The 16,032-nt window shown below is 58.0% G+C and carries 16 protein-coding genes; 10 read left to right on the top strand and 6 right to left on the bottom strand.

What is annotated here, in order from left to right; all coding sequences use genetic code 11:
* Positions 1-6: 6 nt before the first annotated feature.
* The 4 genes from PTZ19_RS12370 to mnmL are packed head-to-tail and all read right to left on the bottom strand — an operon-like array spanning position 7 to position 2,947.
* Positions 7-978, bottom strand: coding sequence for a type I phosphomannose isomerase catalytic subunit (locus tag PTZ19_RS12370; RefSeq protein WP_276354818.1), 972 nt, complete (start codon positions 976-978; stop codon positions 7-9).
* Positions 975-1,382 carry a VOC family protein gene (locus PTZ19_RS12365; RefSeq protein WP_276354816.1) on the bottom strand — a complete coding sequence of 136 codons (408 nt, stop codon included), beginning with the start codon at positions 1,380-1,382 and terminating at the stop codon, positions 975-977. The genes PTZ19_RS12370 and PTZ19_RS12365 overlap by 4 nt, the downstream gene beginning before the upstream one ends.
* Positions 1,383-1,395: 13 nt before the next feature.
* Positions 1,396-1,980 (bottom strand): tRNA 5-(aminomethyl)-2-thiouridylate-methyltransferase MnmM, encoded by a 585-nt coding sequence (gene mnmM / locus PTZ19_RS12360; RefSeq protein ID WP_276354814.1) that lies wholly within the window; start codon positions 1,978-1,980, stop codon positions 1,396-1,398.
* Between the two features lie 4 nt (positions 1,981-1,984).
* A complete protein-coding gene (gene mnmL, locus PTZ19_RS12355) occupies positions 1,985-2,947 on the bottom strand; it encodes a tRNA modification radical SAM protein MnmL/YtqA (protein ID WP_276354813.1) in 963 nt (320 codons plus the stop codon).
* 255 nt (positions 2,948-3,202) lie between these two features.
* Here mnmL and PTZ19_RS12350 point away from each other — a divergent pair, with 255 nt between their 5' ends.
* Positions 3,203-3,388 carry a hypothetical protein gene (locus PTZ19_RS12350; RefSeq protein WP_276354811.1) on the top strand — a complete coding sequence of 62 codons (186 nt, stop codon included), beginning with the start codon at positions 3,203-3,205 and terminating at the stop codon, positions 3,386-3,388.
* 431 nt (positions 3,389-3,819) lie between these two features.
* Here PTZ19_RS12350 and PTZ19_RS12345 read toward each other — a convergent pair whose 3' ends face one another.
* On the bottom strand, positions 3,820-4,908 hold the full coding sequence (locus PTZ19_RS12345; RefSeq protein WP_276354809.1) for a helix-turn-helix transcriptional regulator: 1,089 nt from the start codon (positions 4,906-4,908) through the stop codon (positions 3,820-3,822).
* 260 nt (positions 4,909-5,168) lie between these two features.
* Between PTZ19_RS12345 and PTZ19_RS25410 the strand changes: the two genes are divergently transcribed.
* From PTZ19_RS25410 to trmB, 5 genes are all read left to right on the top strand, one after another.
* Positions 5,169-5,357, top strand: a complete 189-nt coding sequence (locus tag PTZ19_RS25410; protein WP_422614997.1) for a hypothetical protein — start codon at positions 5,169-5,171, stop codon at positions 5,355-5,357.
* Positions 5,358-5,936: 579 nt separating this feature from the next.
* On the top strand, positions 5,937-9,833 hold the full coding sequence (locus PTZ19_RS12340) for an InlB B-repeat-containing protein (RefSeq protein ID WP_276354807.1): 3,897 nt from the start codon (positions 5,937-5,939) through the stop codon (positions 9,831-9,833).
* Positions 9,834-9,866: 33 nt separating this feature from the next.
* The gene (locus PTZ19_RS12335; protein WP_276354804.1) at positions 9,867-10,328 is read left to right on the top strand and encodes a cupin domain-containing protein; all 462 of its coding nucleotides are present in this window, start codon (positions 9,867-9,869) and stop codon (positions 10,326-10,328) included.
* Positions 10,329-10,613: 285 nt separating this feature from the next.
* Positions 10,614-11,276, top strand: a complete 663-nt coding sequence (locus PTZ19_RS12330) for a phosphatase PAP2 family protein (RefSeq protein ID WP_276354802.1) — start codon at positions 10,614-10,616, stop codon at positions 11,274-11,276.
* Entirely contained in the window at positions 11,273-12,049 is a 777-nt protein-coding gene (gene trmB, locus PTZ19_RS12325; protein ID WP_276354800.1) for a tRNA (guanosine(46)-N7)-methyltransferase TrmB, read from the top strand. Before PTZ19_RS12330 ends, trmB begins: the two co-directional genes overlap by 4 nt.
* A 79-nt stretch (positions 12,050-12,128) precedes the next feature.
* Here the strand turns inward: trmB and PTZ19_RS12320 are convergent, their stop codons facing one another.
* A complete protein-coding gene (locus tag PTZ19_RS12320; protein ID WP_276354799.1) occupies positions 12,129-12,653 on the bottom strand; it encodes a phosphatase PAP2 family protein in 525 nt (174 codons plus the stop codon).
* A gap of 518 nt (positions 12,654-13,171) precedes the next feature.
* On the opposite strand from PTZ19_RS12320, the gene PTZ19_RS12315 reads away from it, so the two are divergent.
* The 4 genes from PTZ19_RS12315 (at position 13,172) to rplT (ending at position 15,818) form a co-directional block, all read left to right on the top strand.
* The gene (locus tag PTZ19_RS12315; RefSeq protein WP_276354797.1) at positions 13,172-14,413 is read left to right on the top strand and encodes a glycosyltransferase family 2 protein; all 1,242 of its coding nucleotides are present in this window, start codon (positions 13,172-13,174) and stop codon (positions 14,411-14,413) included.
* A gap of 299 nt (positions 14,414-14,712) precedes the next feature.
* Positions 14,713-15,207, top strand: a complete 495-nt coding sequence (gene infC / locus PTZ19_RS12310; RefSeq protein WP_276354975.1) for a translation initiation factor IF-3 — start codon at positions 14,713-14,715, stop codon at positions 15,205-15,207.
* A gap of 18 nt (positions 15,208-15,225) precedes the next feature.
* A complete protein-coding gene (gene rpmI, locus PTZ19_RS12305) occupies positions 15,226-15,426 on the top strand; it encodes a 50S ribosomal protein L35 (protein WP_276354795.1) in 201 nt (66 codons plus the stop codon).
* A 32-nt stretch (positions 15,427-15,458) separates the two neighbouring features.
* Entirely contained in the window at positions 15,459-15,818 is a 360-nt protein-coding gene (gene rplT, locus PTZ19_RS12300; RefSeq protein WP_276354792.1) for a 50S ribosomal protein L20, read from the top strand.
* Positions 15,819-16,032 lie beyond the last annotated feature (214 nt).

Below are 16,032 nucleotides of genomic sequence, written 5' to 3'. Positions count from 1 at the left end.
CGTCGTTTACGGCACCCGGCTGCGCAGCACCGTCATCCGTCCGTCCAGCGTGTATTCGCCCAGCGGCGCCGGAAGCAAAAAGCAATCTCCGGCTTTCGCATGCACCGTGCCGTCCGCCCAGCCAATCGATCCTTCGCCTTCGCACACGATGACGATGACGAAGCTTTCGGGGGAGGTGCTCAGCTTCCAAACGCCCTCCACGATCCCCTTTTCCGTCACGAAATACGGGGAGGAGGCAAGCGTCAGCCATTCGCCGGGCTTTGCGACGTCCGTCTTCATGCGGGTCGCATCCGAGCCTTCGAAGGCGGTCACGTTCAGGGAGTCCTCGACGTGCAGCTCGCGCGGTTTGCCGTCCAGCCCGGGGCGGTTGTAGTCGTAGAGCCGGTAAGTCGTGTCCGAGTTTTGCTGGATTTCCGCGACCACGACGCCCGCGCATAGCGCATGGACCGTTCCGGCCGGGATGTAGAACGCATCTCCGGCTTCGACCGAAACTTCCCGCAGCGTGTCCATGATCCGGCCTTCCTCGATCGCACGGGCCATCGATTCCCGCGTGACGCCGGGCTGCAGGCCGTAAATGATTTTGGCGCCCGGGTTGGCGCTCAGGACGTACCACATTTCCGTTTTGCCCAGCTCGCCCTTCGGCAGGCCCGCGTAATGGTCGTTCGGGTGGACTTGGACCGACAAGTCGTCGTTGCAGTCCAGCAGCTTGATCAGCAGCGGGAACCGTCCATTGCCGGAGCGGCCGCCCCGCGTGCCGAACCAGTCCGCGCCGAACCGCTCCCGGATCGCGTCCAGCCCTTGCCCGGCCAGCTCGCCGTTCGTGACGCGAGACACCCCGTTCGGGTGGTCGGCGATCATCCAACCTTCCCCGATGGCGCCGGCGGGGACGTCGAAGCCGAACCGCTCGAGCGCCCGTCCTCCCCATACCCGTTCCTTGAATTCGGGTTTGAAATGAAGCGGATAAGGTTTCACGCTCATCCTTCCGATTTCCCTCCTCTAGTCGATTGGAAAAGTTCCACGGATTCGCCGTCCGGTCCCTGAAAGAAGAAGTAGCGGCTTCCGTTCGGCAGCGTCGTGATGCTGTCGTCCAGTCCGGCAACCCCCAGGGACCGAATGCGGCCGAACTCGGCCTCGATGTCGTCCACCGCGAATGCGACGTGATGCACGCGTCCCTCCCGGGTCAACGGGCCATCGTACCCTTCGATCAGCTCGACTTCGGTTTCCGGAAACTCCGGAAACGCGAGGAACGCGAGCCGGATGACGCCGTTCGTGTGCGTCATCGTCTCCAGGTGCCTTAATCCCAACACTTTCTCGTAAAACGGGATGGAAGCTTCCAGCTTATTGACCATAATGCCGACATGCTCGATTTTGCGTACGGACATCCCACTACGCCTCCTATCTTTTCTCCAGCGCGACCAAATAGGGCGCGGCCGGTTTTTGCGGAAATCGGTACGTTACCGCTTGGGCTCGGGAGCCGGGAACCTCGGAGGCCCAGCGCTCCACGGCCGCGGCCTCGGTCTCCCCGCCCGGGTGGCCGGGATACAGCACGGCGGTCAGCGCCCCGCCGGGCGCCAACAGCTCGAGCGCCGCTTCCAGGGCGGCCAGCGTCGAATCCGGCCGGGTGATGACGTTCTCGTCGCCGCCCGGCAAGTAGCCGAGGTTGAACATGATGGCCCGGACCCGGCCGTGCGAAGCAGCCGGTACGAATTCGGCCATCCGCTCGTGGCCCGCGTGCACCAGCTCGACCGGCGCGAGCGCCTCGTCGCCGGCGGCCGCTTCCGCCAGGCGGTCCCGGGTGCGGCGAAGCGCCGCCTCCTGGATGTCGAAGGCGAACACCCGGCCCTTCGGCCCGACCGTCCTGGCGAGGAACAGCGTGTCCACGCCGGTTCCCGCCGTGGCGTCGATCGCCAGGCTTCCCGGCGCAGACGCCCGTTCCGCCGCCCATCGCTGGGCCATCGTCAAGACGGAGAGGAAGCCCATGGTCTCATCTTCCTCCCCAGCGCTTGCCTTGCCAACTGCCGCGGCGGACCAACTCGGCGTCGATCGCGTTCAGCACTTCCCATTTGCGCAGGCTCCACATCGGTCCGATCAGCAAGTCGCGCGGCGCGTCTCCGGTGAGCCGGTGAACGACCATCCCGGGCGGCAGCATTTCCAGCGTATCGGCGACCAGCCCGATATATTCGTCCTGATCCAGGAAGCGCAGCAGGCCTTCCCGCCACTGGCGGACCATGGGCGTCTTGCGCATGAGGTGGAGCAGGTGGATCTTGATCCCCTGCACGTCCATCGCCGCCGTCTGCCTGCCGGTCTCCAGCATCATCTCGCGGGTTTCCCCCGGCAGGCCGTAAATGATGTGGGCGCATACCCGGATGCCCCGCGCCCGCAGCCGGGCGACCGCGTCCCGGAAGCATTCGGTGTCGTGGGCCCGGTTGATCAGCTGCGAGGTCGATTCGTGAACCGTCTGCAGCCCCATTTCCAGCCAAAGATACGTCCGTTCGTTCAGCTCGGCCAAATAGTCGACGACGTCATCCGGCAGGCAATCCGGCCGCGTAGCGATCGAGAGGCCGACGACGCCGGGCTGCCGCAAAATCACTTCATAATACTCCCGCAGCGTCTCGAGCGGCGCATACGTATTCGTGTAGGCTTGGAAATAACCGATGTATTTGCCGTCGGGCCATTTGAGGTGCTGCCGGTCCCGCACGGCGTTGAACTGGGTCACCAGGTCGTCCCGCCGGCTGCCGGCGAAATCGCCGGAGCCTCTGGCGCTGCAGAAGGTGCAGCCCCCCGCCGCGATCGAGCCGTCCCGGTTCGGACAGGTGAAACCGGCGTCCAACATGACCTTGAAGACCTTCGTCCCGAACGTTTCCCGCATTTCGTAATTCCAGGTGTGGAACCGCTTGTCCCCCCAGAGAAGCGGGCGCGAAGCTTCCGTTTCCGTGCTGGCGTTCATGATCGCATCCGTCCTTTACTGCTTTTCATTGTATCGGAATCGACCGGGAATTGCGAGAAAAGGGCATCCTAAATTTTAAGCGATTCAGGCCGCCGCCCGCTTGCTTAACCTTACATGATGTGTTATATTAAAAGTGCGTCAAATCAACAAAAAAACCTGACATAACCGTTTTTTCATGTTATGATCCAACCCGTTGGTTGATGCGGGAACCCGGGCCATTGATGCCCGCCTAATTTCAAGGATGAGGTGATTCGCATGAACGCTGGCGTACGCATTCCCCAAGGGGACGAAACGGTCAAAGTCGAGCTGACGGTCAAGGAAATCATGGCGCTGACGGGAGTCAAATTCCACGATAACCATAAAATCGAAGTTTCCGCGAAGAAGAAGCTGCACCAAATGCTGGAGGATCAGTACGTAGAAGACCGCCAGCCGGTCAATTGATTTTGTCCTCGCGCTGCCGAGCCCTATGAGGGGCTCGGTTTTTTCGATGCCGGAATTGATAACTCCTTAGATGGAGAATCGTAGATGAAGCACGATGTAACTCCGAATTGAGGGCTAAGGGCTAAAATGCAGTTATTTTTTCTATATTCCCACGAAAAGTGATGACGAAAGGCCAAAACGCAACTAGCAGAGCTCGTCTCGGCGGAAAAATGAAGGATTAGCTTAGAATAAATGTATTTCGGCTGTTAGCACTTTATAAAGGGGCAGAATGAGACGACTAGATGTATTTAGGCGCTTAACAGGCACCTTTACTTCGTAAAGACGACGAATTCGCTTTTGCTTGTAGACGCACATATCAGGACAAAGCCAAGCGCCCGCCGCATGGGGATTCCGATTCCCCGCGGCGGGCGCTTGGCTTTGCCATCCTGCATCTAGTCGCAGTCCAGCATCAATTTGGCCATCAGGTCGCGCCGGCTGCGAACACCCGTTTTGTCGAAAATGCTTTTGAAATAATCCTGCACCGTATATTCGCTGATCCGGAGCTCCCGGGCGATCGCCTTCGTGCTGCTGCCGCGCAAGGCGCAGTGCAGCAGCTCGCGCTCCCGGTCGGTGAATCCGTAGGCTTCGAACAGCAGCGAATGCAGCTGCGGCGGACGCATACCCTCGACGACGAGTGACAATTTCCTTGCTCCGCCATTCGCGTGCAATCGGGAGCCGGTGACGGAAAGCCATCGGCCGTTGCCGGCATACCATCGGGCGTGCGGGGTAAAGGGGAGCTTGTTCTTCCCGCCGGCATGGCCGTTGATCTCGACGAGCGATGCCATGCTTCTCGCGAAAGGAACGAAACGGTCGCCCATTTCGAACATCCATTGCTCTCCGATGGCATTGACGGCGTTCACGCTGATGTCCTCGTTGAGAATGACGAGTCCCATGCCGGACGGATCCGCGAATCCCTCTTCGAACTGCGCGACGAGCGCGCCCCGCAAGCCGTTCTCGAGCTCCGCGCAGAAGGCGGCAAGAAACCGTTGTTCCGAGGCGGAAAAATCGGGTAAGAATGCGGGACGAAGCAAGGAAACGACGCAGGCCGGTTTTTTGCCCAACCGCAATACGGCTCTCAATTCATGTTCCATGCCGAGATGCTTGCGGTACACCTCGCGATACCGGATACTACGGCTTTTGTCGCCTCCGGTAACATGGGTAAGCGTGTTTACGGGCGAACGCTGCTGCAAGAGTTGGGTAAACTTGTTCCAATCGTCATCCACGTATTCGTTCTGCAATATGCGGGACATGAACTTCTGAGGGTGCGACCGGCCATATAAGCGGGTGATGGCGAACGAATCGGGATCCAAAGAGGCGAAAATCAAGAATTCCGCCGGAAAAGTCTTTTCCAGCAGTTTGGCCGCGCGTTCCAGCAGCGCCTCTTCGCCGTATCCCGATCTCGACAGCGCGGAAATGCTGTCCAGCGCGAGCGCGAAACGATGTTTCTGCAAGGCGGCGAGTTCCTTGAGCGCGTTAGGCATGCCGGCCGATTCCCCTCCTCAAGTCCGTGCGGATTTGCAAAGATTGTCATAATTTGGCTGGATTCATCATACCACAGACCTCGATATCGCGCAGTACCCCCCAGATTTCTGGGATGGCGCCTGACGACAGGCATTCCTAAAATAAACAGCGTGGGCACGGGTATCCGCGTCGTTTAACGCGGGTTCGAAGGAGGAAATGCTTGTGCGTTTTCGGTTATCCGTCTTGATCCTGGTTGTGATCAGTCTGTTCGCTGGCGCGGATGTTTTCGCCGCTGGGAATTTCACCGCTTTTGCACCCAAGAAAATTTGGAGTTTCAATGAACCGGTCGGCCGTCGCGACGGATGGCAACGGAAACATTTTCGTCGCCGATCGGTATAACAACCGCATCCAGCAACCCACTGGGCGTTCGGAGCGATCCAGGAAGCTTCAATCGATCCATGACCAGTGACATCAAAAACCGTATTCGTAGATAAGGAGGTTTCCAATGAGGGGAGTCATCGATCTTTCGCCCCGCAGGCGCGCGTTCAACGGTCATTCATACGGTCGTGTATGCGAGAGGAACGGGATGCGAGGAATTTTCTGGCGGGTACCCATATACTTCTTGGTATTAATGGTGTTTTTGTCAGGCTTGACGGCGATGCCGTTACATGGACACGCAGCGACTAAGTCGTGGCAGTTCGTGGGCGATCAGGCATTCTCGGAAGGTGAGACCAGCCATCCGTCGATGTTCGTAACGGGCGACACTCCCTATTTGGCTTATTATGATGCTCCGGGCATTAGGGTTGTGCGCTTTAACGGCAGCGAATGGGAGCAGATCGGACCCGTGTACTCTTCATCTTCTGACGTCAATTATCTATCGTTATATGTAGCGGGTGAAACTCCTTATGTCGCATTTCAGGACCCCTATTCACGTGGAGCATCGATTATCAAACTCGAAGGGAACGATTGGGCGGCGGTCGGTGATCCCTACATTTCGAATAGCGTCGCGACAGACATATCGTTGTATATGGACGGGGATGTTCCTTATGTGGCGTTTAAAGATGCACCCTATGTGTATGATGTAAACGTCACCAACAAATTGTCGGTTATGAAGTACACCGGGACATGGGAGTATGTGGGGCAACAGGGCCTTACCCCGGGCTTCGTCCACGACAGTTCCCTGATCATATCTGACGGTATTCCCTACGTGATTTACTCCGACGAGGCAAATGAGAACAAAGCCACGGTCATGAAATTCAACGGGACGGATTGGGTACCGGTGGGTAGTCCCGGTTTTTCCTCGGGTCTCGCGTTGAACCCCAGCTTGTTCGTGGAGGCGGGCACGTTCTATGCGGCTTATCAGGACGGAAGCGCCAGCTCCAAATCGACGGTCATGAAATTCGACGGGACGGATTGGGTGACTCTGGGCGGCGGCACATCGGTAGGCGCTTGGATGCCATCGTTGTACGTGGAGGATGGTACGCCTTATTTGGCTTATATCAACATCAACTCTTTCAAAGTAACCGTTGATAAGTACGACGGCAGCGAATGGGTATCGGTGGGCGATCCCGAATTTTCACCCAGTACCAGCCGGGAGCCCTTGTTATATGTGAAGAACGGCGTTCCGCTGGTCGCGTTTTTGGATTACGAAGATCTGGATTATCAAATGTCCGTGATGAAATATGACTTTCCGCCACCCGTAGCACCCGTACCGCCGACGATTGTTTTGAACCTCGACCCTGCAGGGCCGACGAAGGACAACGTGACGATCGGCGTAACGGCAACGGCGGATGGAGAAGACAACTCTATCGCCGTCCTTAGATGGGCTGACGGGGATCAAAGTATCGACTATTTTCAAAACGGCGGCGGCGAGGACATCGACGGAAACGGATTTACCGTCGACAGCAACGGGACTTACACCGTCTATGCCAAGGATACGGAATGGGGCTATGAGCAGGTACAGACTATAACGGTGGGCAATATTTATAGGAGTACGCCGCTGTTGATCGTGGAATACACGCCGCAAGGCTATGTGCTTCTAGACCAAGGATTCGTATTCTTTGATGTATTCACAGGCATCGGCTCAACGAGCGTGAACAAGGTAGAGACTGTCCTATGGGACATGGGAGAGTTGACCGCAGAGGACTTTAGATCGGGCGTCTACGGGAATCCTCTGGACGATGCGGACAGCCTTACGGTTGACAGGAACGGGACCTATACGTTTTACGTCAGGGATACGGCGGGCAATGAGAACGTCAAATCGGTGGTCATCGATAAATTCGTGCCTGCCATCTACACCGTCTCTTTTAACGGCAACGGAGGTTCGAATACGGGCAACCAAAAAGTCGGACAGGGATTCACCGTTATACAGCCGTATTCACCGACCAAGAGCGGATTCACATTCGGTGGCTGGTATAGCGATGAAGAGCTGACGATGCCGTACGACTTCAGTACGCCCGTTTCCAACGACCTGATACTTTATGCGAAATGGAACGCACCATCGGAGGTCACGCACACGGTGACGTTCGAGAGTAACGGCGGAACAGCGGTGGACACTCGGACGGTAGTTGACGGCGTTACGGTGACGGAGCCTGATGCCCCGACGAAGAGCGGATACACGTTCGGGGGCTGGTATAGCGATGAAGCGCTGACGGTACCGTACGACTTCAGTACTCCGGTGACCGGCGACCTTGAGCTGTACGCGAAATGGGACGAGATTCCCGCAGTTACGCATACGGTGACGTTCGACAGCAACGGCGGTACGACGGTGAGCAGTAAAACGGTGGTTGACAGCAATACAGTGACGCAGCCTGACGCCCCGACGAAAAGCGGATTCACGTTCGCGGGCTGGTACGCTGACGAGGCATTGACGGTATCGTACGACTTCAGCACGCCAGTGACCGGTAATCTGACGCTTTATGCGAAGTGGGACGAGGTACCGGTCGTTACCCATACGGTGACGTTCGACAGCAACGGTGGTACGACGGTGAACAGTAAAACGGTGGTTGACGGCAATACAGTGACGCAGCCTGACGCCCCGACGAAAAGCGGATTCACATTCGCAGGCTGGTATAGCGATGAAGCGCTGACGGTGCCGTACGACTTCAGTACTCCGGTTACCGGCGACCTGACGCTGTACGCGAAATGGGACGAGATTCCCGCAGTTACCCATACGGTTACGTTCGCCGTATACGGCGGCTCGGCGGTTGAGAGCCAATTGGTGATTGATGGCGGCATGGTGATCGAACCTGCCCATCCGACCAAGAACGGATTCACGTTCGCGGGCTGGTACGCTGACGAGGCATTGACGGTATCGTACGACTTCAGCACACCGGTGACCGGCGACCTGGCGCTATACGCAAAATGGAATCCGATAACGGTGGTCAATCACACGGTAGCGTTCAACAGCAACGGCGGTTCTGCGGTGGACCGCCAAACGGTTGCCGACGGCAGCAAGGCGGCACCGCCCGCTAATCCGACGAGGGACGGCTACGCGTTCGCGGGATGGTATTCCGACAGCGCTTTGAAGTCGGCATTCGACTTCCAAACCCCCATCAACCGAAACGTCACGCTATACGCCAAGTGGACAGCCATCACGTCCGGAAGCGGCGACGGAGGGGGTGCCGGCGGCGGAAGCGGAAGCGTTGGCGGCGGCAATTCGCAGCCGGACAGAGAAACGGTGACGGCCGACGTGCAATCGGGCGGAACCGTCTCGACTCTCGAGATCACGCGCGCGGACGACGGCAAAGGCGGCAAAAAGGACGAGGTCGTTTTCAGCCCTGACGCGGTGGCCAAAGCGATCCGACAGGCCTCAGGCGTGATGAAAGTCACGGTACCGGACGCCAAGGACGAGGTGTCCGAAACCTACGTGAGCATTCCCAAGGCCTCCGCGACTCTCTTATCGGAACGGAAAGCGAGCCTGGAGATCGCGACGAACAACGTGCGGATCCAGGTTCCAAGCGAATCTCTCCTGGGGTCGACGGACGATCTCTATTTCCGGGTCGTGCCGGCGAAATCCGAAAACGAGCAAACGGCGGTCGAACGGCGGATCGGCGAGGAGCCTGCGTTTGTCGCGGTCACCGCGGGCAGCGCGGCGACGGTCATCGGACGGCCCATGACGATCGAATCCAATCTGCATAACGGTACGGCGACGCTCGTCATGCCAATAGAAGATGAAACGCTGACCGACGAACAGCTTCAAGACCTAGGCGTATTCATCGAACACAGCGACGGGGAGAAGGAGTGGGTGAAAGGAGAAATCGTCCCGTACGACGACTCCGGCAATCTGGCCATCCGGTTTACCGTCTCGAAGTTCAGCACGTTCACGATCGTTCACGCGGACGGTCTTGGGCAAAAGCTGGCGGTAAACGACGCCTCCGGAGACCCGCAACATAAAGCCTATATTTCGGGTAATCCGGGCGGCGTCTTCGAGCCGTCCCGGAACATGACCCGCGCGGAGCTGGCGGCGATATTGGCGCATGTGGCGGACAGGCCCGCGAAGGCGGTCGAAACGGCGTACAAGGACGTGCCACCCGCCTACTGGGCGAAAGACGCGATCGACAGCGTGACGAAAATGGGCCTCATGTCGGGATATCCGGACGGCAGCTTCAAGCCGAATGCGCCGGTCACGAGAGCTGAAATGGCGAATATCGTCGCACGTCTGCTCGGGGTCCGGACCGCAAGCAGCACCGACGCGTCTTTCCCGGACGTGACCGGCAACTGGGCTCAAAAGGCAATCGCGCAAGTCCATGCGGCGGGTCTCGTCTCCGGTTACGAGGACGGAACGTTCCGCCCCGAGCGGACGTTAACCCGCGCCGAAGCCGTAACGCTGATCAACAAATGGTTGGGCAGAGAACCACGGACGGACGAGGCGCCGATGTGGACGGACGTTCCGGCAACCCACTGGGCGTTCGGAGCGATTCAAGAGGCTTCGCTCGATCGATAACGAGCGGATATCGACGATAAGGGAGGTTGTTTTTTGAAAACGAACATGGTGGTTAACGGCGAAGGAAGAAAGTTGGATTTTGGTACCTTTCGATGTTGGGTGAAGGATGACGGAACGCTGACGGAAAGAAAGTCTGCCGTGCTGGAGTTTGAGGTGAATCCTCATTCCGTCGCTCCGCCGATGCACATTCATCGTACGTTTGCCGAAGCGTTCTACATGTTGGACGGGGAAATCGAGTTCATTGCGGACGGTGACGCCGTTGTTGCGCAAGTTGGCGATTTCGTTCACGTGCCGATCGGCGTCGCGCATACCTACCGCAATCCGGCGGTCAAGCCCGCCCGGTTTCTTGCCATGATGACTTCATCCGATTTCATCGGCTTTTTCGAAGAGTTCGAGCAACTGGTCCGCACGGGGGCCGTAACCCCGCAGGCGAACATCGCGCTGCTGAAAAAATACGATACCGATGTTGTCGTGCCGCAATCACGAGGCTGCTGACCCGCGAGGAAACGGTGAGTCGTGGCCCTCCTTACACGCAAGCGGATAAGATCAGAGTTTCGATATGCAGACTTAAGGCCATGTTGATGGACTTTAAGTCTGCTTTTTTTATGAATCCGCGGGTTCAACCTCTTGAACGGGACGAGATGTACGCCGACGCGGTGAAAGGCCCATGCGTCGCACATGGGCCTCATTCATTCGCTCCCCCGTGCTTTCCGGGCTCCGTTCATGGTAAACTTCCAAATGGTTGCGTAAACGCGAAAGTCGGAAAGGAGAACGGGAGTCATGAAATGGGCGGGTCGTCTGCTGAGCGCCTACGGATTCGCTTTGCTTGCGGCAGTTTGCTTCGGAGTCGTCGTCCTGTTGATCGGGGAACGCCGCATCGGCGGCTTCGATTCGGCCGTCATTTCGGCCGTGCAAGGTTGGGAGTCCCCCGGCTTGACCAAGCTGATGGAGGGACTCACTTGGTTCGGGAGGACGGGCCCGATCTCGGCGTTTTCGGTGGTCGTGATGGTGCTCCTGTACTTCGCGCTGGGCCATCGGCGGGAACTGATCCTTTTTCTGGCCGTCATGCTGGGCACCTCGTTGCTCAACAAAGTGCTGAAGGGGTTTTTCCATCGGGAGCGACCAAGTTTGCACCGGCTGGCGGAAGAGACGGGTTATTCGTTTCCGAGCGGCCACGCGATGGCCTCGTTCGCCTTGTTCGGAGTGATCGCCTACTTACTGTGGCGCCACGTCCGAAGCGGCGGCGGCCGTTTGGCGCTTGCGGCGGTATGCGCCCTGTTGACGCTGGCCATCGGCATCAGCCGGATATACCTCGGCGTCCATTACCCGAGCGACGTCATCGGCGGTTACTTGGTCAGCGGCATTTGGCTCGGCTTGGCCATCGGATTTTATGAACGTCGGAGCGGCAATCATAAGCATCGGCAAGGAGAGAAGCGTTCGTGAGGTTAAGGGGCAGAAAAAACATTCGGGAAAGCTTGGAGCGGCAACCGGACCTTGTCCTGTTGGAGCCGCAGAAATGGAGAGGCCGGTGGAAGGAGTTTTTCGGCAACGATCGGCCCATCCACATCGAGCTCGGCATGGGCAAAGGCCAGTTCATCAGCCGGATGAGCGTGAAACATCCGGACATCAATTTCATCGGAATGGACGTCTACGACGAGCTGCTGCGCCGGGGGAGCGAGAAAGCCCGCGCGGCGTGGCGGGAAGCGGGGCAAGAGCGGGTGCCGAACCTGGCGCTCGTCCGGGGCAACGCGGAATATTTGGAGCTGATGTTCGAACCCGGCGAGTTGTCGCGGATCTATTTGAACTTCAGCGATCCGTGGCCGAAGAGCAAACACGCCAGACGGCGCCTTACGCACCCCCGGTTTCTGGAGAAATATCGAGAGGCGCTGAGCGCGGACGGGGAAATCCACTTCAAGACGGATTCGAAGTCGCTGTTCGAGTTTTCGCTGAACTGCTTCTCGGATACGGGGCTGCAAATGCGGAACATTTCCCTCGACCTGCACCGGGACGGTCCCCGCGAGGATTTGGTCATGACGGAATACGAAAGCAAATTCCACGGGCAAGGAATGCCGATTTACCGACTGGAGGCCGTCGTCGGCGCGAGCGCGATCGAACGGAACCGGCAGCGCATCGAACGGGAACGCCTCGAGTCGTCCCGGCGCGGCGGCGCGAAGGAGCCGGCTCCGGCCACGGACGGGGAATCCTCCGCGAGGTAACTTTTCCATTCCATGCTTCGTCCTATAGATGGGAGCCCCGAATTTCGGGAAGAAGGGAGGGGACGAAGGAGGAGCGCCGTCAAACCCAGACGGATACGAGCAGCGCCGTCGAGCTTCCCAAGAGCGCGCCGGCGAGCGTATCGCTCGGGTAATGAAGGCCGAAATACACCCTGGACAGAGCGACGCCGCACCCGACGGGCAACAGGAACGGAATCAGGGAAGGCTGGGCGATCATCCAAGGGGTCAGCATGGCGAACGCCGCGGTGGTATGTCCCGACGGAAAAGAGGGGTCCTTCAGCGGTTTTCGGCCCGTATGGACTTGGGGGAACACTTGGTACGGACGCAGGCGGGGCGCGCTGCGTTTGGCGATCGCTACGGGCAGATGGCTGAGGGCTACGGCGGCAAGGGCCTGCCAGCCCGCGGTGCTCCAAGGCTCGGGGGCTAGAATTCCGACGGCCAAGGAGAAGAGGAGGGTAAACGTTGCTCCTCCCAGCAGCGTAAGCGCGTAGAATAGGCCGCTAAGCAGTTTATGGTTCCATCGAATGTTGACGTGGAGGAACAGCGGACGCTCGAAATCCGTCAGCAGGCGGTAAATCCGGCTCATGCTCGGCATCCTTCCTTTCGGGCTGATCTCGCCGGTCGATCGGACCGCGGCGCCGGAACCTATGCTTCCAATGTACCTTCGAAATGTCACCCCTGCGTTAACGCGGCGTTATGCATCCGTCAATTCGACGGAAGAAGACCGGGAATTGATGTTTTACAACTTCGCGCCGCTGGATAAACTTTTATGAGGGAATTTTCATCGCGCCGTTAGATAAAGATGATGGCGCAATTTGGCGAAACGGCAAGGAAAACGCTTTAAATCGGCTGAATCGGGAGGAAAACGGGTTGGCCCCGCGTTTCGTTCCTTCAAAGTCCGGTTATTAAGGGTTCAGGACCGCTTAAAGGGTACCCGGCCGTTTTGACAAACGGCAGGAAAACAAAGAAAATCAAGGATGTGCTGAGGCCGGCACGGCGCCACATAGAGAAAACGCCGAACCGATCCGAACACGCAAGACAGAGAAACAGAGAGAAAACAAAGAGACAAGCGGAAAATAGGGGTCTTAGGGGGCAAAACCAAATATGTTGAACCAAGTGTTTTTCGTCGTGCAGATTTTGGTCGGAGCCATCGGCGTGTATCAGTTCGTGCTGTCCATTTGGGGATGGGCCGGCAAGAAGAAAACCGCGAATCACGATCCGCGCAAATCTTTCGCCGTCCTGATCGCCGCCCACAACGAGGAGAAAGTCGTCGGCGCGCTGATCGACAACCTGCTCAAGCTGAACTACCCGCGGGAATTGTTCGACGTGTTCGTCATTTGCGACAACTGTACCGACGGAACGGCGCGTATCGCCCGGCAGTATCCCGGCGTTTACGCCTGCGAAAGATTCAACAAGCACCAGCGCGGCAAGGGCTTTGCCATCGAATGGATGCTTAAGGAACTGTGGAGCCGGAGCCGGCAATACGACGCCGTGGTCATGCTGGACGCCGACAACCTGGTCGATCCGGATTTCCTGCTGCACATGAACAACAGCCTGTGCGAAGGCCATCGGGTCGTGCAAGGCTACCTGGACACGAAAAATCCGGAGGATTCCTGGATCACCGCCGCTTACGGCATTACGTACTGGTTCTGCAACCGTCTCTGGCAGCTTCCCCGCACCCGGCTGAAAATGGCCAACTTCCTCGGCGGCACGGGCATGTGCTTCGAATCCGCCCTGCTGAAGGAGATGGGCTGGGGCGCCACGAGCCTGGTCGAGGACCTGGAATTCACGGTGCGCTGCGTGCAGCGCGGCATTTACCCGACGATGAACTACGACGCCAAAGTGTACGACGAGAAGCCGCTCACGTTCCGGGCTTCCGCGCGCCAACGCCTGAGATGGATGCAGGGCCACTTCACCGTCGCCCGCCGTTATTTCTTCCCGCTGCTCTGGGCGAGCATCAAGGAACGCAGTCTCACCAAGTTCGATACGGCCCTGTACACCGTAACGGTCTACAACGTGCTGATCGGCTCTCTTCTGACGCTGGTGCTCTGGTTCGACCAGGCCCGTCCCGGCGTGCCGGCTTTTACGTCCATCTATTATTATTTGCCCGGATGGGTGACGGTCGTCTCGCTGTTCGTCAGCTGCGCCCAGTTCCCGTTCGCCATGATGCTGGAAAAAGTGAAGTCGTGGAAATCGTACGCCCATTTGCTGACCTTCCCGATCTTCCTGCTTTCCTGGTGGCCGATCACGTTATACGCCTTTTTCACGCAGAACAACAAAACCTGGAGCCATACGCAGCATACCCGCGTGCTTCGCCTCGAAGAAGTGCAGGGCAAGCAGATGTAATTCCGGTTTGACAACGCTGCCCAGGCGTGATATAGTACTCGAGTGACTGATTTCGGAACGATATTCAGCACGCATAAGCAGAAGCGCCCGCTTCTCACCTGTTCGGCTCGCGCTGACGGGTTCGCGTAGCAACGGATTACGGCGAGTGCCGGAGGAATTTCCCGGAAGAGCCGGAACATGACGTTTGCGCACGGAGGCGGGTCGATGCGGCCCGTCTTTTTTGTTTGTCCCCGGCGAACGCGGGGGCGAAGATCGACATTTCCATTCGGAGGTGGAACACTATCAGCAAGGATCATCAAATCAATGAGGAAATCCGGGCGAAGGAAGTCAGACTCGTAGGACCCGAAGGAGAGCAGCTGGGAATCAAGCCTTTCCGGGAAGCCATGCAGCTCGCGATCGACGCGAACATGGACCTGGTCAACGTGGCTCCCCAGGCGAAACCGCCGGTGTGCCGGATCATGGACTACGGCAAATTCCGTTACGAGCAGCAGAAGAAAGAGAAGGAAGCCCGGAAGAATCAGAAGATCGTCGACCTGAAGGAAGTCTGGTTCCGTTCGAACATCGAGGAACACGACTACCAGACGAAATTTCGCAACGTGGTGAAGTTTCTGAAGGATGGCGACAAAGTGAAATGCTCCGTGCGGTTCCGCGGTCGTGAAATCGCCCACGCCAACATCGGCCAGAAAATCCTGGAGCGCGTCGCCCAGGAAGTCGCCGATATCAGCGTCATCGAGCGCGTTCCGAAGCTGGAAGGCCGCAGCATGATCATGATTCTGGCTCCGAAGAGCCACTGACAGGAGGAAGCGATTCTCATGCCTAAAATGAAAACCCACAGCAGCTTGAAAGGCCGCTTCAAAATCACCGGAACCGGCAAAGTGAAGCGCCATAAGGCTTACAAGAACCATCTGCTGTCCCACAAATCCGGCCGTCAAAAGCGCGTGCTTTCGAGCCAGCCGCTCATGGCCAAAGGCGACGTACGCCGTCTGCAGCAGCAGCTTGCGAACCTGAAATAAAACTGCGAACATTTTCCGGGAGGTAATGCGTCATGGCAAGAGTCAAAGGCGGATTCGTCACGCGCCGCCGTCGCAATAGAATGTTGAAGCTGGCTAAAGGATACTGGGGTGCGAAGCACCGCCTGTTCAAGAAAGCCAAAGAACAAGTCATGAAATCGCTCTGGTACGCGTACCGCGACCGCCGTCAGACCAAGCGGAACTTCCGCAAGCTCTGGATCGTGCGGATCAACGCGGCCGCCCGCCAGAACGGCCTGACCTACAGCAAAATGATGCACGGCCTCAAACTGGCCGGCATCAACGTGAACCGTAAAATGCTCGCCGACCTGGCCGTGAACGACATTGGCGCGTTCAACACGCTGGCCGGCGCCGCCAAAGAGAAAATCAACGCGTAACGCGTCCAAAGCCCCGGGATCCCGGGGCTTTTTTGAACCTATCAGCATCTATAACTTTTCGGGATGTTGCATCCCTCTTAGAGTGGCCAGACGCCGCCCGCCCCATTCGCGGAGGCGGTAAGGTTAACGGACACAGCAGACGTTATGGGGGGCACTCTTCGGCAAATCGCATTTTAACGGACACAGTTGCGCTTATTGAGCGAAAAGCCCCACG

The organism is Cohnella caldifontis (assembly GCF_029360585.1).
GTDB classification, from domain to species: Bacteria; Bacillota; Bacilli; order Paenibacillales; family Paenibacillaceae; genus Cohnella; species Cohnella caldifontis.
This window is presented reverse-complemented; position numbering and strand designations above follow the sequence as displayed.